Below are 19952 nucleotides of genomic sequence, written 5' to 3'. Positions count from 1 at the left end.
TCTAAATTCCGGTGTATTGTAGTCAGCCTTGGCCGCGCGTGAATTGACGGCAAAGCCGGGGCCTCGCGGCAGCTCAGCCAATGCTGCCAGATTCTGCCGGATTATACTGCCCGCAACTTAATGGAGGTTGCCATGACTCAGACTGTTCGCCGCGTTGCCATTATTGGCGGTAATCGCATTCCCTTTGCCCGCTCCAACACGGCCCTGTTCGGTGCCAGCAATCAGGATATGCTGAGCGCTGCGATAGAGGGTCTGGTACAGCGCTACAATCTGCAGGGCAAGCGTATCGGAGAGGTCACCGCCGGTGCCGTCATGAAGCATGCCCGGGATTTTAATCTGGTGCGTGAATCGGTGCTCAGTACCAGCCTTGATCCAAGTACACCCTGTGTCGATGTTCAACAGGCCTGTGGTACCGGCCTGCAGGCGCTGAATATTGTGGCCAATAAAATCGCCTTGGGTCAGATTGACTGCGGTATCGCCGGCGGCACGGACACTACGTCTGATGCTCCTATCGCGGTTAATGAAGGTTTCCGCAAAGTGCTGCTGGAAATCAATCGATCCAAAACCTTGGGTCAACGCCTCAAGCAAGTGTTCCGCCTGCGCCCGAGTCATCTCGTACCCGCTATCCCGCAAAACGCTGAGCCGCGCACCGGCTTGTCGATGGGCGGCCATACGGAAGTTACTGCCAAGGCGTGGAATATTGCCCGCGAAGATCAGGATGCGCTGGCCTTGAGCAGTCATCAAAAGCTGGCGGCTGCTTACGATCGCGGCTTTTTTGACGATCTGATTACGCCGTACAAAGGGCTGGAGCGCGACAACAACCTGCGCGGTGATACCACGCTGGAAAAGCTCGCCAGTCTGAAGCCGGCGTTTGATCGCGAGAACGGCACGCTTACAGCCGGGAACTCTTCAACCTTGACCGATGGTGCCTCGTGCGTGCTGTTGGCCAGTGAAGAATGGGCGTCTGCCAATGACCTGCCGGTGCGTGCCTATCTGACGATGGTTGAGGCGGCGGCCGTGGATTTCACCGGTCAGGCCGGTGAGAAGGAGGGCCTGTTGCTGGCACCGGTGTACGCGGTACCGCGCATGCTCGATCGCGCCGGATTGTCGCTGCAGGATTTCGACTTCTATGAAATTCACGAAGCCTTCGCGGCGCAGGTGCTGGCGACACTCAAGGCCTGGGAAGACGATGACTATTGCCGCACCAAGCTCGGCCGCGACGGCGCGCTGGGCAGTATTGATCGCAGTAAGCTCAATATTAATGGCTCTTCCATTGCCACGGGGCATCCCTTTGCGGCAACCGGTGGGCGGGTGGTCGCAACACTGGCCAAAATACTGGAAGAAAAGGGCAGTGGTCGTGGACTGATCTCAATCTGTGCTGCGGGCGGCCAGGGTATTACGGCCATTCTAGAGCGTTGAGTCTTTTTACAGCGCGGAGGGGTCTTACCGAGAGCTGAGGGCTCTTACTCAGCGCTGAAGGCTCCTCTCTAACGTTGAGCTGATGGATTTACGATTGGGTGATTCCCTCGTCATTTGATAGGCTAGGTATCTATTATTCATGGCAAATGGAGCCTGGCCTTGAAAACCATCACCCTGCGAACCCCGTCCGGCAATATGCCAGTCTACCTCTATGAAAAAACGCAGTGCGCGCCGCTGGTTATTCTGCTGATGGACGCTATCGGGGTGCGCGACGAGCTGCGAAACCTTGCTCGAGATCTTGTTCGTGAAGGCTACTCCGTGGTCCTTCCCAACCTGTATTACCGGGATGGTCACCATGAAGATATGGATTTTAGTAACCCGAAAATCCATGAAACGGTGATGCGGCTCTACAGTAGCTACAGCCACGCCAAAGCCAAAGAGGATATTGGCGCCGTATTGGAGAGTTTTTCTGAGCGCCCGGTGGGGCTGCTGGGTTTTTGCATGGGTGGCGCTAATGCGCTGTATCTGGCGGGCACCTTTCCAGACGATATCGCCGCAGCAGCAGCGATTCATCCGGGGGGGATTGCGACAGACGCTGAAGATTCGCCCCATCGCGTAGTAGTGAAGGCGAAGGCCGAGCTCTATATAGCCATTGCCGACGAAGATCCTTATGCCGATACCGAGCAGGTGGCAGAACTACAGTCTGCGCTGGAAGGTGCACAGATCAGTCATCAACTCGAGGTGTACGAAGGCGCCCATCACGGCTTCGCCTTTGCGTCGCTGCCATCGTTCAATTACGACGCGCAGCAACGCTACTGGAAAGCCAGTAAAGCCCTGTTTAAACGCTGCCTGCGTGATCAGCTATAGCGTTTAATCCAATCCTCGTAAAACGCCGGCATATCCTTGCTGGCGCTGCTACTGAAATTGGCGTCACGTTTTTCCAGAAAGGCGCTGATGCCTTCCTTGCCATCTTTCTGTGACGCGTAGAATACGGCCAGTGAATCGATCTTATGTGCCGCCAGCGGATGTGGCTCAGCGGCATTGCGGTAGAGCATCTGTCGGGTCAGGGCGATGGCCAGCGGAGACTTCTTCGCGAGTTTTCGGGCAATGCGGTAGGCTTCTTCCAGTAGCTGATCTGCGGGTACGATCGCTTTGACCAAGCCACCCTTTTTGGCTTCTTCCGCGTCAAATACCTCGGCGGAGTAAGTCCATTCCAGCGCCTGGCTCAAACCCACCACCCGCGGCAGAAACCAGCTGGAACAGGCTTCCGGCACAATCCCAATGCGATTGAAGACAAAGCCTATGCGCGCCTTGTCGGATGCCAGACGGATATCCATGGCCAGTGTCATCGTGATACCGATGCCGACAGCGGCACCGTTAATGGCGGCGATAACGGGTTTTTTGCATTCAAAAATGGCCAGGGTAACGCGACCACCGGTGTCGCGCAGGCCGTGAAGGATTTCGGGGTCGTCCAGTCGTTCCATATCCTCCAGCCCTGGCTGTAATGATTCATTGAGACCAAACACGTTGCCTTCAGCTTTGAGGTCCATGCCGGCACAAAATGCCTTGCCGGCACCGGTGACGACAATCGCTCGTACCTCATCGTCTTCGCTGGCGCGATTGAAAGCGTCAATCAGCTCATTGGCCATCGTGACGGTAAAGGCATTCATCTGCTCTGGGCGATTGAGGGTCAGAGTGAGGATGTGATCTTGAATCTGGTAGTCGAGGGTGGAGTAGGTCATGTTGTAGCTCGTTGGCAATGTTATGTAGCCACCGAGTGTAGCAAAGTCAGTTTTTGCTAGTAGGTCTATAAGTCCGAAAGTAGCTGCACTGGTCAGCACAATCATGTCGTTTATGGGATAAAGTTGAAAATTCATAGTTCGTGGCGGAAAGTTGCCGACTAGGATTCCAATAGGAGAGTGGAGTCAAACCCATGGTTTCGATAAATTTCTCTAGGATGAAACGCCTTGTGCTAGTAGCGCTTGTCATTCAGACTCCTTCGACACTAGCGCTCGCGACCGGCGATACTCTTCCCGATTTCACCCGTCCCGGACTGATCGCCAGCGGCGAGCTCAGTAGTCGACAGTTTATCGGGCGCGTGGTCTATCTGGATTTTTGGGCTTCCTGGTGTGGTCCCTGTCGGTTGTCTCTGCCCGCGCTGAATGAGTTCTACCATGAGTTTTCTGATCAGGGCTTTGTGGTGGTAGCCATTAATCTCGACGAGGATGCCGCCGAGGGCCGTCGCTTTCTAAAACGATTCCCGGTGAGTTATCCGGTGCTAAAAGATGATGGTAGCCTGCCCGAAGCACTGGGAGTGAAGGGCATGCCAACGGGATTTCTTTTAGATCGGCAAGGGCGGGTAAGGGCAATTCACCGAGGCTTCAAGCCGGGCGATCAGACCAAATTGCGGCGCGAGATTAAGCTTTTGCTGGCAGAGGATTGAGTCGTATCCCTTATTTTTGAGGTATCCATTATGGCTGTCGCTATTGGACGACAGGACATGTGATGTCCGTACGTAGTGGCCACACTGACGTGAGTAGCTTCTCGAATTATAGATCAAGGTTACAGATCTTTAAAATATGCATCCTTGGTTCTTTGTTCGCTACTCAAGAGGAAATGGCGTGCCGCCCGACATCAGAAGCTGTTTTTCCGCTGACAACTCACAGCCGTCTTTCGTACTTACCAAGCTGCCGTACCTAGCTTTTTGTGTTTTCGGTATCAGCTGGATTCTGCTCTCCGATATCTTTCTCCTACTGCTACAGGTTCCCGATACGCTGCTGGAAATGACGTCGCTGCAGATCGCCAAGGGCATTCTCTTTGTACTGATTTCAGCCATGATGTTCTACTTTCTTAGCGCCCGGTTGGGCCATCGATTAACACGGGCTGAGCGGAATGCGGAAGTACTTAGCATGATCAGTCGTGGGGCTTACGACCTGATCTGGCGGTGCGATGCGGATGCCAGGGATTTTGGCATAGTTCACTGTAAAGAACTGGACCCTGCGATGGTGGAATATGCGCTGAATAACCACCTGATTCACCCCGGTGACCTGAAGACGGAAACTCGTCTGTGGATGACTGCTTTGGAAAAGAGCCAGTCCTTCACTAGTGTGTCGCGTTTAAACCTGACGGGAGAATTTCGCCATTACCGGAATGATATCTTTCCAGTAACAGATGAGTCTGGTGCGGTTGTCGAGTGGGTGGGTGCATGCCGGGATATTCATGAGCAGACTGTCGCCAGAGAATCTTTGGCGCGGAGTGAAGAGATGCTTCGTCTTGCCGCGGAGGCCGGATCCGTAGGGATATGGGAGTGGGATCAAGGTCTGGATGTCTTGACCGTGTCCGAGGAAATGGAACGACAGGTGGGCAGTAAACTGAAACGTCCCGGAGATTTAAGGCAGTTTATTCATAAGGATGACTACCCGGCCGTCCGGTGGACAATGCTGGAAGCCAAACGTTATTCAACTCCCTTCGAAATTGAATATCGAGTGGAGTCAGCGGATGGTGATACTCGCTGGATTCTAAACAAGGGAACCACCTTGTGCCGCACCACGGAGAGCAGTCGGCATATGGTAGGTGTTTCGATCGATATTTCGCGAACCAAGCGGTCAGAAGAAAAGTATCGTCATCTTGCCCATCACGATCCGCTGACGTCTTTGCCCAACCGTAGGAAGATGAAGCAATGGCTTCGTCAATTTTCGGATAGCAAGCAAGCGGGCGATGCCCTGCTCGGAATTGTCAGTATTGATTACTTTGCTCGTATTAACGACGTTTACGGGCAAGCTGTGGGTAATTCGTTGCTTAAACAGGTCGCTAACAGGCTGGCAGAGCATGTGCAGGCCGCAGATTTTGTCTGCCGCTACGGGGCCGATACTTTCCTGATCGTGCATTCAATTGAGGATGTTGATTGTCCGCAAAAACGATTCTCCCAACTGCTGTATTCCATTTCGAAGTCCTATGACATTGATGGCTTGCAGCTCAAAGCTGGTTTTTCGTCGGGGCTTATTACCCTGAATGCATTTGGTTTTGACTGGCAGGAGAGCATAAATGGCGCAGAAATCGCGTTGGCTCGTTCGAAATCGTCTCGCCGCGGCAGTATTACCGTGTATGAAGAGTCCATGGCTAAGATTTCTGCACGTTTTGAAACCGTCAGAAATGAATTGCACCATGCAATTGAGCGCAATGAGCTTTTCGTGGTATTTCAGCCGCTCATGGAAATTTCCAATAGCGGCGTTGCCGGGTTTGAGGCGCTGGTCCGCTGGGATTCGCCGCGCCTGGGTTCTGTTTCTCCCGTCGAGTTTATTCCTTTAGCCGAGAAAACAGGTTTAATAGATGCAGTCAGCACCGTTGTTTTGAAACACATTTCCAGTCAAATTAGGGATTGGAAGCGTCGTGGTTATTGTGTACCGCCGATTAGTTTTAATCTGTCTCCCTCGACGCTGGAAAACGTAGACGGAGCGGAAAAGTTCCTGATTCAGTTAGAGACCTATGGCTTGTGTCCGGGTGATTTGGTGTTGGAGTTCACCGAAACGGCGGTCATTCACAATGAGGAAGTCGTTGCAGAAAATATTCGTGTGCTTGCGCGCCACGGTTTTCGCATAGCATTGGATGATTTTGGCACCGGCTACAGCAGTCTCGAAAACCTGTACAAGCTGCATATCAGCAAACTGAAAATTGATAAGAGCTTTGTATTCAAGATTAAAGGTTCCGTGAAGCACGCCAATATCGTTCGCGGATTGATCTCGATGGCCCGTTCAATTGATCTCAATGTGATTGCCGAGGGGGTTGAATCTGAGGATCAGCTCGAGATGTTGCGAGAGTGGGGCTGTGATATGGCGCAGGGCTATATCTTCGCCAAGCCCATGCTGCCCGCTGATGCGGAGCGCTATCTCGAGGCTGCTTGACGCCTGATGGGTTGAGAGGGGTTAGGCAAGCAGCTGAGCGCGTTTCGACGCGTCAGCTGCTTGGGTTTGCCGGAGAGATTAGCGGACGTCGAAATGTGTTAGTGGCATGTCCATCATGCTACCTACCGAACCACGCATGGCTTCGGCATGGCCAATGGCACGAGGCAGCAGTCGTTCGAAAAAGAACTCCGCGGTTTCCAGTTTGGCTTCGTAGAAGTCTTTTTCATCGCTACCTTCTGCCAGTTTGCGTTGGGCGGTTTCTGCCATGCGCGCCCAGAAAAAGGCCATGCTGACGTAACCGCTGTACATCAGAAAATCGTAAGAGGCTGCCCCGACCGCATCGCGATTGCGCGAAGCGCGTAGCAATATGCCCAGACACAGACGGTTCCAGAGGAAGGTGTGTGACAGCAGTTTGCGGCCGTATTTGCTCATTCCGGGTTTGAACAGAATGCTGAAGGCGTATTTATACAGGCGCTTGCTGAAACTACGGTAGAGCTTGAGCCCATCCAGAATCACCTTGCGGCCCAGAAGGTCCATCGCCTGAATGCCGGTGGTGCCTTCGTAAAGGGTGGCAATCCGGGCGTCGCGGACAATCTGTTCCATGCCATGCTCGGCGATATAGCCGTGGCCACCGTAAACCTGCATGCCGTAGTTGGCGCACTCCAGTCCTGTTTCGGTCAGGAAAGCTTTCAGAATCGGCGTGACGAAGCCGAGCATGTCATCGGCTTTGGCGCGGGCTTGTTCCGTTTCCGCGAACATCATCAGGTCGCCCTGACGCGCGGCGTCGTAGAGCATGGCGCGACCACCCTCAGCAAAGGCTTTCTGGGTCAGAATCATGCGGCGCACATCCGGGTGGTGAATGATGGCATCACCGGGCTTGTCCGGGTTTTTGTGGCCGGACAGAGAGCGCATCGAATAGCGATCCATCGCATAGGGGTAGCTGTTCTGGTAGGCCAGCTCGGCGGCGGCTAAGCCCTGAATAGCGGTGCCGACGCGGGCGGTGTTCATAAAGGTAAACATGCAGGCCAGGCCTTCGTTTTTCGGGCCGAGCATATAGCCTTTGGCGCCGTCGAAGTTAATAACGGCTGTCGCGTTGCCGTGAATACCCATCTTGTGTTCGATGGAACCGCAGCTGACCTTATTGAATTCCCCCATCTCGCCGCTTTCATCCACATGGAATTTCGGCACGATAAACAGGGAAATACCTTTGGTGCCTTCGGGTGCATCGGGGGTGCGGGCCAGAACAATATGCACGATGTTGTCGGTCAGGTCGTGTTCGCCGGCGGAGATGAAAATCTTGGTGCCGGTAATGGCAAAGCTGCCATCCTCATTGGGTTCAGCGCGGGTGCGCATCTGGCCGAGGTCCGAACCGCAGTGGGATTCGGTCAGGCACATGGTGCCGGTCCACTCGGCGCTGGTCAGTTTAGGAAGGTAGCGTTGTTTCTGTTCCTCGGTGCCGTGCACGTACAGTGTGTTCATAGCGCCGAGACTGAGGCCGGGATACATGCCCCAGGCCCAGTTAGCCGTGCCTACCAGCTCGGATTTCAACAGGCCCAGTGACAGGGGTAAGCCCTGCCCCCCGTACTCGATCGGGTGCGACAGTCCCTGCCAGCCACCTTCAATCCACTGTTGGTAGGCTTCCTTGAAGCCGTCTGGCGTGGTGACCTTGCCATCGTCGAACTGGCAACCTTGTTGGTCGCCCACCGCATTGAGAGGCGACAGCACTTCTTCACAAAACTTCGCACATTCACTGAGAATCGCGTCGATCATGTCGGGGGTAGCGTCTTCGCCGCAGGGCAGCCCCGCATAGTGCGTCGGGAAGTCGAGCACCTCGTTGATGACAAACTTGATATCACGGGTAGGGGCTTTGAACACGGCCATGGTAGAACCTCGAAGTCATTCGAATTGCACGAGACTATAGACAAAGGCAGTGGCGGGGAAATTGGCCGCAGTGGGGCCGGTCCGGGTGAATGCGGTCAATGCCCCTCATGCCTATGACGTAGGGCACTAGGAATCCCGGGGGCGATTTGCTGTAATCGAAGGATCATAACAAGCGGGGAATCCCTATGGATCTGCAGCAATTGGAACAGCGCATTCAGCGCCTTGAAGCGATCGAGGCGATCAAGCAGCTCAAGTACCAGTACTTTTATCACTGCGATCAGAAACAGCCGGACAAAGTGCGGGCCTGTTTCGCCGATGGTCCGGTCAAGATTGAGTATGGTCGGGTTGGCAACTTTGAAACTGCCGACGAGATGGTGGCGGTATTCTCCCGTCTGGCGTGTGAGCCCCATATCGTCGAAATGCATCACGCCCAGAATCCACAGATTCACATTCAATCGGATTCCGAAGCCAGTGCGATTTGGGGTATCTTCTATTATCTAATTGACACCCGGCAGCAGATAGCGACGCAGCTAGGCGGTTTTTATGAAGACCGTTACGTCTGTGTGAACGGTGAGTGGAAGATCTCCGCGACCCGCTTTGATGTGAAATCGACCCAGATCCTGTCGTTGGGTGATGACCGTGTACAGGCGGTGTTTGCCGGCGCGCAAGCCCCCGCAGAACTGGATGATCCGGAGAGTCAGGCCGGGTAGGAGTGCCCTATGAGCAAGGCTGTACAACTGACCTGTCACCCGCTGGCTGTGGGTGGCTACCTTGCTCAAATAACCCTGAATGCGCCACAGAAACGCAACGCCCTGTGTGAGCCGATGTTGCTCGCGCTCGGAGACCTTCTGAGCAATGTGGCAGCCGACGATGAAGCGGTTGCCGTCTTGCTGGATAGTGGCAGCAGCCATGCCTTTTGCGCTGGCGCCGATGCCCGACAGATCCAAACGCTTACACTCAGCGGCACGGAAAACGCGCGGCAGATCGATGACTTCTTTGCCCGCTGTTACCGGCTGCTCTACGAACTTCACCAATTTCCCAAGCCGGTGGTTTGCTGGGCCAGCGGCGCGGTAATGGGGTTGGGGCTTGGTCTGTTGGCCGCAGCCAGCCACCGTATTGCCACCCCCAAAAGCTTGCTGGCGATGCCGGAGATCGCCATCGGCTTTTATCCGGATGCAGGCGCCACCTGGTTTCTTCACCACATGCCCGGCCACAGTGGGCTGTTCTGCGCTCTGACCGGCGTGCAACTAAACGCGGGTGATGCGCTCTACAGCGGCCTGGCAGACTATGTTCTGCCCGATACCCGCAAGCCGCAGCTGATCCAACAGCTAACCCGGCTTGACTGGCAGTTTGAGCTGGAAGCCGATGCCGAAATGCTGACGATTGAACTGACGGATTTTGAGGCGGAAGCCAATACCCGTTTGCCTCCGTCTCACCTGAAACAGCGCGCCGATCTGATTGAGTCCCTTTGTGAGGATAAATCTCCTGCAGCCATTGATAAGGCTTTCCATGGTCTGCTTGGTGACGACGTCTGGCTGAATGAAGCTGGTCGCACCTTTGCCGGCGGCGCGGCATCGACTGCCTGTATTGTGCTGGAGCAGTACCAGCGGGGCGAGGGGCTGTTGTTGGCAGAAGCCTTGCAGCTGGAAATGGTGATTTCAGCCAATCGCGCCCGTGATCTTGAATTTATTGAAGGGGTGCGCGCGCGTCTGTTCGATAAAGACGATCGCCCGCAGTGGGCCTTCCGCAGTTTGAGCGAGGTGCCACCGGAGCTGATTAGCGGATTTTTCACGGCGCCCTGGCAGCAGCACCCTCTGGCTGATTTGGGTACTTGATCCGACAGATTGGAATAAGCCCTGAGGCCGGTTTGCTTTCAGTTTCACAGCGTAAGGCGCAAGCATTGCGATTGCGGCAGTGTGCGGTTACCTTAGCGCCTCGCTAAGGTTGGTCAGGATCGAGCTCGTGAAAAGTTTTCCGCTTAAACCCCGTTTCAGTGAAACGGATGCCATGGGTCATATCAATAACACTTCGATTGCCGTGTGGTTTGAAACCGCGCGTCTAGAGTTTCTGACCGATGTGTTTATTGATAAGGGTGACGGACAGCCGAACTGGTTTATGGCTTCTCAGACCATTGATTACCTGAGCGAAAACCTTTTCGGTATCGAGGTGCGAATGGATCTGTCCGTGATTCACATCGGCAATACCTCATTTAAAGTCGGCTGCAAAATGTATCAGAATGACAAGCAGACCGTGCGTGCGTCGGCGGTACTCGTTCACGTGGATCTGGCGACGAAAAAGCCGACGCCGATCCACGATCGGATGCGAGCTATTCTTGAGCAGGAATTAGATGCCGACTGGCTCTAAGCGTCAGTCAAAGGCTCGCGGCATTTTCATATTCAGGGCATTCAGCCCGCCGTTTACACCAATGATATCCCCGGTCAGGTAACTCGCCGCCGGGGATGCCAGATACACCGCACAGGTGGCGATATCTTCCACCTCACCCAGCCGGCCCATCGGCGTCAGGTCGACCATGGCCTGCTCGATTTCATCGTTGAGAACGGTTTTCAGTGCTTCAGTTCGGGTTGAGCCGACCGCGATGGCATTGACCCGGACTTTGGGGGCAAATTCCTGTGCCATTTCGCGCGTCAGGAAGGAGAGGGCGCTTTTGGCGGTGCCGTAAGCGGTGAAAAGCGAAGACGTTTCTTGCCCGGCAATGGATGAAATATTCAGAATGCTGCCGCCGCCCGCGCTGTCCACCATCTTGGGAATCACCAGCTTGGACAGGGCAAACGCTGTCGTAACGTTAAATTGAAAGGCGCCATTGAATTCCTCAATCGAGGTTTTCAGCATGGGCTTGGGTGGGAAGCCGCCGGCATTATTGACCAGAATGTCGATGCGGCCAAAGGTCTCCATGGTCTTGTCGACCAAAGCTTCCAGTTGATCCTGCTGCATAACATCGGTGACCACGATCAGTGCCTTTTGCCCGAAAGCTTCAACCGCTGCGGCGGTTTCTTTCAGTTGTTCTTCGGTGCGCGCCGCCAGCACGACATCGGCGCCGACCTCGGCATAGGCTTTGGCGATGGCGGCGCCGATACCCCGGCCAGCGCCAGTAATCAGTGCGACCTTATTGTCCAGTCGGAATTGGTCCAGAATGCCCATAAAGCCCTCTCTTTGTGTTATCAGTAACTGTGAAATTTCAGCTTTGTATTCAACACCTTAGGGATTCAAAACAGATCATCCGATTGGGTGATACTTGGCCTTGGAGTGCTGTGCAAGAATTTTGCCCCATACTGGCAGAAAGCTATACACCCTTTTTGAATAAGAGCGAACAGCGCAAGGAGATTGCCATGAGTCAGGTATCACAGGTGCCGCGCAAGCCGCACCGAATCGAGGCAAAGGAAATTCCCGAGCGCTACGCCCGTGGCTGGTACTGCTTGGGCTTGGCGGATGAATACACCGAAAAACCCGTCCGGCTCGACTACTTCGGTACCCGTCTGGTGGCTTATCGCGGCGAAGACGGTCAGGTGCATGTGCTGGATGGTTATTGCCCGCATATGGGTGCCGACCTGAGCGAAGGCTGTGTGGAAGGCAATTCGCTGCGCTGCCCCTTTCACGACTGGCGCTGGGGCGCCGACGGTGTCTGCGACGATATTCCCTATGCGCGCCGCATTCCACCCAAGGCTGTGATCAATGCCTACCCGACCTGTGAGGAGAACCACCTGCTGTTTGTGTGGTATGACCCGGAGGGCAACCCACCGATTGAAGAGCAGGCAATTCCCAAAATCGACGATCTGTTCAGCGGCGACTGGACGATCTGGCAGATGGACAAGATGACCATCAACACCAACTCCCGCGAGCTGGTGGACAATATGGCAGACGTGGCTCACTTTGGCCCCATTCACGGGGCGCCGATCAAGACCTTCAAAAACATTGTGCACAAGCACACCTATCAGCAGGTGCTGACCGGTGGCAGCGAACTGCTGGCGGAAGAGGGTGAGTTGACCTCGGTGGCGACCTACTACGGCCCCGCCTACATGAACACCTATATGACCGGGCAGATTGAAGGCCAGCTGGTGGAAAGCCGTCTGCTGGTAACTCACGTGCCGATCGACACTGAAAGCTTTGATCTCCGCTTTGGGGTTTCGGTGCGCAAGATGCCGGGGCTGAGCGAGGAGCAGAATAACGAAATCGCCCAGCAATACACGGAGCAGAACCGCACGGCGTTTTTCCAGGATGTGCACGTATGGCACACCAAAACCCGCGTTGATAACCCGGTTTTGTGCGATGGTGACGGACCGATCCACAAACTCCGTCAGTGGTACGATCAGTTCTACGTGGATGTAAAGGACGTGCCCGAGCAGTTTAACGAGAAGAAGGAATATGTCGTCGATATTAAGTAGGCGGCTGAGTCATTAGCGTAAACAGGCCCGGTATAGCTGCTTCGCGGCTGTACTGGGTTTTCTGTTTTTGGTATTACATGCAGATCACACGTTATCTGCCACTCACACCAATAAGGAATTCATCATGGATGTACGTAGCTTGGGCTATGTTGTTATCGAATCGACCGATCCCGCCAAGTGGCTGGATTACGGTACCAATATTCTCGGCCTGATGGTCGCCCCGATGATGCCGGACGACGGCAATGTCTACCTGAAAATGGATGAGCGTCCCTTTCGCTTTGTGATTACCAAAGGCGAGCAGGATCGACTCCAGCTGTGTGGTTGGGAGCTGGCGGATCAGGAAACCTTTGAAGCCACCAAGGACAGCCTGAAAAGCGTCGGTGTTGAATTTACCGAAGGCAGCGCCGAGTTGGCTCAGGCGCGTCAGGTGCGCGGCCTGATCAGTTTGAAAGATCCGGCGGGCAATGGTCTGGAGCTCTACTGGGGCGCCTCACTGGACTACGCCAAGTTTGTCTCGCCCAAAGGTATTGCCGAATTCGAAACCGGCTTTAACGGCGATATGGGCTTTGGCCACGCGGTGCTGCCCGCGCCGAACCTGCAGGAAACCCACGCCTTCTATCGCGATGTGCTGGGCTTTGGCGATACCGACTACATGCACTTCAAATTCAGCGAAGACCCGAATGATCCGGGCATGGGTTTGAACTTTATGCACGTGAACAATCCGCGTCATCACAGTTTGGCCCTGTATCAGGATCAGAGCCCGGTCGGTTGTATTCACCTGATGGTTGAGGTGCGCGAAGATGTCGATGAAGTTGGCTACTGTCTGGACCGCGTCAACGAGGCTGGCATTCCGGTGGTTTCTACCCTGGGCCGCCACACTAACGATCGCATGCTGTCTTTTTACATGGCCACGCCTACGGGCTTTGCCATGGAGTTTGGTACCGGTGGCCTGCAAATGGATTGGGAGGGCTACACGCCGACGGTCAGCACCCTGCCCAGCCTCTGGGGCCATAAGTTTCAGGCACCCGACGGCGGCCACTGAGACCCCCATCGCTTAACCCGATTGCGCAGATAACAAGAGGACAGTTCGATGTCAGAAAAAGCACAACTTCAGCAGCAGGTCCGTGCCGCAGCACGCGAACTGGTTCCTGTGCTGCGCGAGCGGGCTGAAGCCTGCGAGCAGGCGCGTCAGGTGCCTGCCGAAACCATCAAGGATTTTGCCGAGGCCGGATTTTTCCGCATCCTGCAGCCGAAAAAGTGGGGCGGTTATGAACTCGATCCCCATGATTTCTACGATGTGCAGATGACGGTGGCCGAAGGTTGTATGTCCAGTGCCTGGTGTCTGGGCGTTATCGCCATTCACAACTGGCAGCTGGCCCTGTTCGATGACCGTGCGGCACAGGATGTGTGGGGTGAGGACGACAGCGTCCTGATTTCATCTTCCTACATGCCCGTGGGCAAGGTCGAGCATGTGGATGGCGGCTTGAAGTTGAGCGGTAAATGGGGTTTCTCGTCAGGTAGCGATCACTGCGACTGGGTGTTTCTCGGCGCCATGGTGCCGCCGAAAGACGGTGACAGCGCCGGTGGCCCACCGGATATGCGAACCTTTCTGGTGCCGCGAAGCGATTATGAAATTGTCGATGACTGGCATGTTATGGGCCTCAAGGGCACCGGTTCCAAAACCATTGTGGTGAAAGATGCCTTTGTGCCGGAATATCGCACCCACAAGGCCATAGACGGCTTTACCTGCAACAGTCCCGGCAACGCGGTGAACACCGCGCCGCTATTTAAAATTCCTTTTGGTCAGATGTTTGTGCGCGCAGTTTCCACGGCGGCCATTGGCGCCTTAAAGGGAGCCTGTGACACCTTTATCGAGACTACCGCCAAGCGCGTCGGTAAGAACGATGGTAAATCTGCTGGCGAAGATCCCCATGCTCGCTATGCGCTGGCGCAGGCAGAATCCATTGTCGATGAGCTGAAGCTGGTGCTGTTCCGCAATTTTGATCGACTCAAAGAGGCGGCTGAGGGTGGTCCTGAGCTGACGATCGAAGAACGCATCAAGTTTCGCTGGGAATCGGCGGCCGTTCCCCAGCGCTGTATCGAGGGGGTAGATCCGCTGTTTGCCTTTGCCGGGGGCTCCGGCATCTATCAGGGCAATGCGTTGATGCGCACCTTTGTCGATATTCATGCCTCTCGTGCTCATACCGCCAACAATCCGCAGAAGTTCGGCGGTAACTGGGGGGCTGTGCAGCTCGGAGCACCCAACACGGATTTTTTCCTTTGATATCAGTCCGGGAGTGCAGTTGATCGGTTATAAGCATAGTTCTATATGTTATAACTAGTTGTTTTAACTGCACTTTTTCTTCTATTCGCGGTTTTGCTGTGCTAAGGTTGCCAGCCTGTTACAAACCATTGAGCTGGAACCGTGAAAGATCTCGACCTAAGCAAAATCAGTGCTGAACTTGCTGAGCAGTCGCCGCAGGATATTATCCGCTGGGCACTGGCTCTGGGTGAGCCGGTCATGTCGAGCACCAGCTTTTCCCAGAATGCAGCGGTGATGCTGCATCTGGTCACGTCTGTGGATCGTGACATCCCCGTGGTATGGGTCGACAGCGGTTACAACGTGCCCGATGCCTACCGGGTGGCCGAGCGCTTGATGAAAGACCTCAAGCCCAATATGAAAATCTTCACGCCGGAGATGACCGCTGAGCGTCGCAACGCGATTATGGGTGGCATTCCCCATCCGGACGACACACCGGAGCTGTTCAAGGAATTTACCCGTCAGGTCAAGCTGGAGCCTTTCAGCCGTGCGCTTGACGAGATCAAGCCCAAGATCTGGATTACCGGTATCCGCAAGGAAGAAACCGATTTCCGCAAGGGCTTGGATATTCTGTCCTGGGATGCGCGCGGTCTGTTGAAGGTGGCGCCAATCTTCCATTGGACGGCTGATGATGTGCAGCGCTACATGGAAGAGCACGAACTGCCTAGCTGCAAACACTACTTCGACCCGACCAAAGTGGCTGAAAACGCCGAGTGTGGACTACATACGGCGGCCTGATTATCTTCAGGCCGCAATTCTTACCGCTTGGTAATCAACACTGTTTACTTGCCTGACTTGACGTAAACTCATCGCATCCTGATCTTTCCGCAAGGACTGCTCGCCAATGCGATTTGCTACACGTCTTCTCTTCCCGTTTTTGTTAGTTGCGCTTACGGCGTGCGAACAGCCGTCACCGCCTTCACAGAAAGCTGTTGCCGATAAGGAACTGGTGGTGTCAACGGCGACACTGCAGCCCCGCGACTGGCAGTTGGCGTTTACCGCCTATGGGCATTTTGAAACCACCGAAGAAATTGCGATTGCGGTGGATTTTTCCGGCACGGTGGAGAAGGTGTACTTCCGAGATGGCCAGAATGTGGCGGCGGGTGATCTGCTTATTGAGCTGGATGATCAGAAGCAGCAGCTGCGCGTGCGTCAATCCAAGGCCAATCTTGTCAGCGCGCGCGCCGAACTGGAAAAATCCCGCGAAACGCATTTTCGTTACCGCGACCTTATGGGCAAAGGTGCGCTATCGCGCGAGCAGTTAAATGACAGTCAGGCAAGCTACGAGCGCTCTAGAGCAAAAGTGGAAGAAGCCGAAGCGGCACTGGCGTTAGCAGAAAAAGATCTCCGCGAAACCCGCATTATCAGCCCGGTTGATGGCGTGGTGGCGGAAAAGCGGGTGGAGCCCGGTCAGACCGTCCTGGCCGGTAACTCGCTGGCCTTGCTGCATGTGGCGGATACGCTGCGCGTTGTAACCTTTGTCAGCGAGCGGGAAGTGAATCAATTGCGTTTAGGTGACGAGGCAACGGTGACAACACCCGCCGTGCCTGGCCGCACTTTCGATGCGCGGGTGGAGCTGGTGGGTTCGGAGGCCGATGCCAACACTGGCAATTTCACCGTCAAACTGACTGTGAATAATCGCGACCGTCTGTTGCGCCCGGGTATGTCCGCTCTGGTAGAGCTGAGGGGTATTGTGCGCAGCGATATGTTGGTGCTGGACAAGGGTTTTCTGGTCGATCGGAATCGCCGCCGGGTAGTGTTTATTGTTGAAGACGGCAAAGCGCGTGAAGTGGAACCCAGCTTTGCCGCCAGTGCGGGTGATGAATTGCCGGTACTCGCTGGCTTGAAACCGGGTGATCAACTCATCACCAGTCAACTGGATTTACTGGCCGACGGTAAAGCGGTCACGCTGGCGAGCGAGCAGCCATGAGCGGATTAATTGGTTTTTTTGCCCGGCGCCCGCTGCTGGTCAATCTGCTGCTGGTCATGGTGTTGCTCAGCGGTTTTGTGGTGCTGCGCAGTCTCGTTGTTAGCAGTTACCCTTCATTGGATACCGGCGTTTTTCATGTCACTACCCTATGGCCCGGCGCGGCGGCAACGGATGTCGAACTGTCGCTCACTGTGCCGCTCGAAGAAGAAATACTTGAAATTGAAGGTTTGGATAAATTGCGCTCTGCCAGTATGGAGGGCCAATCCAGCATTCTGATTCAGTCTAATCCCGATCACTCGCGCGCACAGAACCGTCAGTTCCGTGACGATCTACAGCGGGCCATTGATCGGGCTTATCCACGTATGCCCGACGATGTGCCGGAAAAGCCCATATTGGTGGCGGAAGATCCCGACCGAACACCGATTATGGAAATTCTGATTCACGGCAACGTGGATGAGGATGTGCTCCGTCGCGTGGCGCGTCGTCTGCAAGTAGATCTGCGGCAGGTAAAAGGTGTGGCGGGCACCGAGCGACTCGGCTACCGACGCAAGGAAGTCCGGATTCTGTTGAATCCCCAGCGCCTGCAGCAATTGGGTATTGATGCCGGCGAAATCAGCCGCGCCATTGCAGCGCGGAATGTGCGCGATTCTGGCGGTGCGCTGGAGTCCACTACATCCGAGCGCGATGTGGTGACAGTGGGGCAATTTCAGCACCCGAAGGAGGTCGAGGAAGTTATTGTCCGGGCGTCCGGGCGCGACAACTTTACCCGCATAAAAGATATCGCCGAAGTCGTCGTTGATTATGAGGACTGGATGACCCAGCCACTGGCCAATGGTGTTCCGGGTATCAGTCTGTTGGTAAAGAAAACCGCAAGTGCTAACGGTGTCGCTGTGGCGGCGGACGTGCGCGACTTTATCCGTCAACAGCAAGCGCTGATGCCGCCGGGTGTGACGCTGGATATTTTCAATGACACCACGCGCTACGCCCGCAACATGCTGGAAATGCTCAGCAGCAACGCGCTGTTTGGGATGTTGCTGGTGTTTATTACCTTGATGGCCTTCTTTCCCTTCCGGTTTACGGTGTGGGTGGTAGTGGGTATTCCCACGGCGATGATGCTCACCTTTATTTTCATGCCGAGTTTTAACATTACGGTCAATCAGCTCAGCCTGTCCGGCATCATCCTGATGCTGGGGGTGCTAGTGGATGATGCCATTGTTATCGCCGAAAGTATTTTTCGCGAAGCCGAGCGGGGTAAGCCACCCTTGCAGGCGGCCATTGACGGAACCACGGTGATGGCGGCGCCGGTTCTGACCAGCTCTGCAACCACGGTGTTGGCCTTTTTGCCCTTGGTTTTCCTGTCAGGTATTGAAGGCAAGTACCTGTGGATGTTGCCGGCGGTGGTGGTGATGGTGCTGCTGTCGTCTTTGATTGAATGCAAACTGATGTTGCCAGCCCACATTGCCCATGCCTTGCAGGGGCGGCACCGGGATGGACGGAGTCTGTCGCGTGGTTGGTTCAATCCGGTCGAGCGCGGATACATCTGGATCATGCGCCATATGTTCCGGCATCGGGTGATCAGTTTTCTGGTAATTCTGATGGTGGCGGCAGGCGCCGCGGTCTTCAGTCAACAAAAGCTGGCCTTTGATCTTTATCCTGAAGGTGATACCGACGCGATCACGGTGCAGCTGGAACTCCCGCTGGGAACCTCCTTTGCCACCATGCGCGAGCGACTGGCACAGCTGGAGCGTGATATCAGTGCCCAGCTTAAACCCGAGGACCTGTTGGCGACCAAAGTCACCGTGGGGCATCACGACCTGCCCAATATGGCCAACGTAACGGAGGGGCGACAGAACTCCTGGGGATTGGTGCAGATTTACCTCGAGCGACAATCGGTGCGCACCAGCACTTCCAGCGAGGTCGTACGAGAGCTGGAAGACTTTATGGCCGGTCAGACGGATTTTACTCTGGCTCGGGTGGTCCCTCAGGAAAATACGCCGCCCACCGGTGAAGCGGTTGAGCTGGATATTGTCGGCAATTCCGATGCGCGCTTTCTGGCGGCTGATGAGATAAGCAATTTTCTTGAGGGGGTTCCCGGTGTAACGCGTGTCTGGACATCCTATAAGCCGGGTAAGGATATTATTGATCTTCAGCTTAAGCACGAACTGCTCGCCAACTACGGTTTGACCGTTCAGGACGTAACACGCGCGGTACGTATCGCCTTTGATGGTCTGCTGGTTGAAGAGATGCAAACGATCGACGAGCGGGTACGGTTTCGATTGCAGTATCGGCAGCCGGAACAGGGGCAGCTTTCCTCGCTGTACGGTCTGACATTGATCAACAATCGCGGTGAGCCGGTCTTGCTGCGCAGTGTGGCGGATTTTGAAACCAAGAGCGCACAGGCCACCGTATTCCACTATTTCGGAGAGCGCACCCTGACGCTGTTTGCGGATATCGACAAGGCGGTGTTGTCCGTTGCCGATATTAATTCACGCCTGGAGAACTATCTTCACGATAGCAATCTTCGAAGCCGCCACTCCCAACTCAATTTTGTCTTGGGCGGCGAAGCGGACCGGCAACAGGATGCGATGGGCAATATCGGCAGTGCGGCCCTGCTCAGTCTTGCGGGTATTTTGGTGCTGCTGGTGCTGCTCTTTAACTCGGTGTCGCAGCCGCTATTGGTGCTTTTGGTGATTCCCCTGGGGATACTCGGGGTACTCGTGGCCTTTGCGCTGCAGGGCATGGTGTTGAGTATGTCGGCGCTGGCGGGGGTGACGGGGCTTGCCGGGATTTTGGTCAACGACGCCTTAATCATGATTGATCAGCTCAATCGGGTCCGAGGGGCGGATGGCAAGATCGAGGCAGAAGCGCTGGTGCAAACCGCCAGCACGCGCCTTCGACCAATCTTTATTACCACGCTGACGACGGTCGCCGGTTTGTATCCAGTGGCCTATGGGGTGTTCGGTCTGAATATTGTGGTCGCGCCATTGGCCATGGTGATGCTGTGGGGTGTGGTGTTCGGTAGTATAATCACGCTCTTCTACCTGCCGAGCCTTTATGCGCTGGAGCAGGATGTTAGCCGCCTGTTCCGGCGGCAGTAACGT

16 protein-coding genes are annotated in these 19952 nt (G+C 55.1%); 13 read left to right on the top strand and 3 right to left on the bottom strand.

The annotated features are described in order from the left end of the window. Positions 1 to 132 precede the first annotated feature (132 nt). The gene (locus FHR99_RS05230; protein WP_183409469.1) at positions 133 to 1419 is read left to right on the top strand and encodes an acetyl-CoA C-acetyltransferase; all 1287 of its coding nucleotides are present in this window, start codon (positions 133 to 135) and stop codon (positions 1417 to 1419) included. 159 nt (positions 1420 to 1578) lie between these two features. Next, complete coding sequence (locus tag FHR99_RS05225) at positions 1579 to 2286, top strand: dienelactone hydrolase family protein (protein ID WP_183409468.1); 708 nt, start codon at positions 1579 to 1581, stop codon at positions 2284 to 2286. Here FHR99_RS05225 and FHR99_RS05220 read toward each other — a convergent pair. Next, a complete protein-coding gene (locus FHR99_RS05220; RefSeq protein WP_183409467.1) occupies positions 2277 to 3161 on the bottom strand; it encodes a crotonase/enoyl-CoA hydratase family protein in 885 nt (294 codons plus the stop codon). The genes FHR99_RS05225 and FHR99_RS05220 overlap by 10 nt on opposite strands. A gap of 227 nt (positions 3162 to 3388) precedes the next feature. Here FHR99_RS05220 and FHR99_RS05215 point away from each other — a divergent pair, with 227 nt between their 5' ends. Next, entirely contained in the window at positions 3389 to 3862 is a 474-nt protein-coding gene (locus tag FHR99_RS05215) for a TlpA family protein disulfide reductase (RefSeq protein WP_343067403.1), read from the top strand. Positions 3863 to 4040: 178 nt separating this feature from the next. Then, positions 4041 to 6320, top strand: a complete 2280-nt coding sequence (locus FHR99_RS05210) for an EAL domain-containing protein (RefSeq protein ID WP_183409466.1) — start codon at positions 4041 to 4043, stop codon at positions 6318 to 6320. A 78-nt stretch (positions 6321 to 6398) separates the two neighbouring features. Here the strand turns inward: FHR99_RS05210 and FHR99_RS05205 are convergent, their stop codons facing one another. After that, the gene (locus FHR99_RS05205; protein ID WP_183409465.1) at positions 6399 to 8201 is read right to left on the bottom strand and encodes an acyl-CoA dehydrogenase C-terminal domain-containing protein; all 1803 of its coding nucleotides are present in this window, start codon (positions 8199 to 8201) and stop codon (positions 6399 to 6401) included. A gap of 185 nt (positions 8202 to 8386) precedes the next feature. Here FHR99_RS05205 and FHR99_RS05200 point away from each other — a divergent pair, with 185 nt between their 5' ends. From FHR99_RS05200 to FHR99_RS05190, 3 genes are all read left to right on the top strand, one after another. After that, entirely contained in the window at positions 8387 to 8911 is a 525-nt protein-coding gene (locus FHR99_RS05200; RefSeq protein ID WP_183409464.1) for a nuclear transport factor 2 family protein, read from the top strand. Between the two features lie 9 nt (positions 8912 to 8920). Next, positions 8921 to 10036 carry an enoyl-CoA hydratase/isomerase family protein gene (locus FHR99_RS05195; RefSeq protein WP_183409463.1) on the top strand — a complete coding sequence of 372 codons (1116 nt, stop codon included), beginning with the start codon at positions 8921 to 8923 and terminating at the stop codon, positions 10034 to 10036. A gap of 127 nt (positions 10037 to 10163) precedes the next feature. After that, complete coding sequence (locus FHR99_RS05190) at positions 10164 to 10565, top strand: thioesterase family protein (RefSeq protein WP_183409462.1); 402 nt, start codon at positions 10164 to 10166, stop codon at positions 10563 to 10565. Between the two features lie 3 nt (positions 10566 to 10568). Here the strand turns inward: FHR99_RS05190 and FHR99_RS05185 are convergent, their stop codons facing one another. Further along, the gene (locus FHR99_RS05185; RefSeq protein ID WP_183409461.1) at positions 10569 to 11360 is read right to left on the bottom strand and encodes an SDR family oxidoreductase; all 792 of its coding nucleotides are present in this window, start codon (positions 11358 to 11360) and stop codon (positions 10569 to 10571) included. Positions 11361 to 11548: 188 nt separating this feature from the next. Between FHR99_RS05185 and FHR99_RS05180 the strand changes: the two genes are divergently transcribed. The 6 genes from FHR99_RS05180 (at position 11549) to FHR99_RS05155 (ending at position 19949) form a co-directional block, all read left to right on the top strand. After that, complete coding sequence (locus FHR99_RS05180; protein ID WP_183409460.1) at positions 11549 to 12601, top strand: 3-ketosteroid-9-alpha-monooxygenase, oxygenase component; 1053 nt, start codon at positions 11549 to 11551, stop codon at positions 12599 to 12601. Between the two features lie 124 nt (positions 12602 to 12725). After that, positions 12726 to 13643: a VOC family protein gene (locus FHR99_RS05175; RefSeq protein ID WP_183409459.1), complete on the top strand. Its 918-nt coding sequence runs from the start codon at positions 12726 to 12728 to the stop codon at positions 13641 to 13643. Between the two features lie 48 nt (positions 13644 to 13691). Next, positions 13692 to 14885 carry a flavin-dependent monooxygenase gene (locus FHR99_RS05170; RefSeq protein ID WP_183409458.1) on the top strand — a complete coding sequence of 398 codons (1194 nt, stop codon included), beginning with the start codon at positions 13692 to 13694 and terminating at the stop codon, positions 14883 to 14885. 141 nt (positions 14886 to 15026) lie between these two features. Continuing rightward, a complete protein-coding gene (locus FHR99_RS05165; RefSeq protein WP_343067402.1) occupies positions 15027 to 15659 on the top strand; it encodes a phosphoadenosine phosphosulfate reductase domain-containing protein in 633 nt (210 codons plus the stop codon). A gap of 106 nt (positions 15660 to 15765) precedes the next feature. After that, on the top strand, positions 15766 to 16851 hold the full coding sequence (locus tag FHR99_RS05160) for an efflux RND transporter periplasmic adaptor subunit (RefSeq protein ID WP_183409457.1): 1086 nt from the start codon (positions 15766 to 15768) through the stop codon (positions 16849 to 16851). Continuing rightward, the gene (locus FHR99_RS05155) at positions 16848 to 19949 is read left to right on the top strand and encodes an efflux RND transporter permease subunit (RefSeq protein WP_183409456.1); all 3102 of its coding nucleotides are present in this window, start codon (positions 16848 to 16850) and stop codon (positions 19947 to 19949) included. The genes FHR99_RS05160 and FHR99_RS05155 overlap by 4 nt, the downstream gene beginning before the upstream one ends. The last annotated feature ends 3 nt before the right edge of the window (positions 19950 to 19952 follow it).

The organism is Litorivivens lipolytica (genome assembly GCF_014191715.1).
In the GTDB taxonomy this organism is placed as follows: domain Bacteria; phylum Pseudomonadota; class Gammaproteobacteria; order Pseudomonadales; family Spongiibacteraceae; genus Litorivivens; species Litorivivens lipolytica.
This window is presented reverse-complemented; position numbering and strand designations above follow the sequence as displayed.